The organism is Alteromonas sp. ABH4_456 (assembly GCF_056160645.1).
Window position 1 is genome coordinate 1 of sequence record NZ_JBSWXO010000051.1, and the last position, 378, is coordinate 378.

1 protein-coding gene is annotated in these 378 nt (G+C 50.0%); it reads left to right on the forward strand.

Annotated features, from left to right (window positions below; all coding sequences use genetic code 11):
- Window positions 1–378 (forward strand): Mu transposase domain-containing protein (locus tag ACXAG2_RS20900; RefSeq protein WP_474870260.1); only part of this gene is annotated, 378 nt, incomplete at both ends.

The following is a 378-nucleotide window of genomic DNA, read 5'->3' on the forward strand; positions in this document are numbered from 1 at the left end:
ATAAACCTAAAGATAAAGCCAAGGCCGAAGTGGGTGTGCAAATCATCGAACGATGGATATTAGCCCGGCTTCGCCATCACACCTTCTTCTCGCTGCATGAGCTGAACCAGTGCATCAGCGCCTTGCTGACAGAGGTGAATAATAAGCCGTTTAAACAAATAACAGGCACGCGTCAGCAGTGGTTCGATGAACTGGATAAGCCCGCCTTAAAACCACTGCCGCGCTATGCCTATGAATACACCGACATCCGCAATGCTAAGGTGAACATCGATTACCATGTGCAGTATGAGAATCACCTGTACTCGGTGCCGCATCAACTGGTGGGTGAAAAAGTGGAACTCCACGCAAAGCCTCGCCTGGTCGAAATCTACTTCCGGG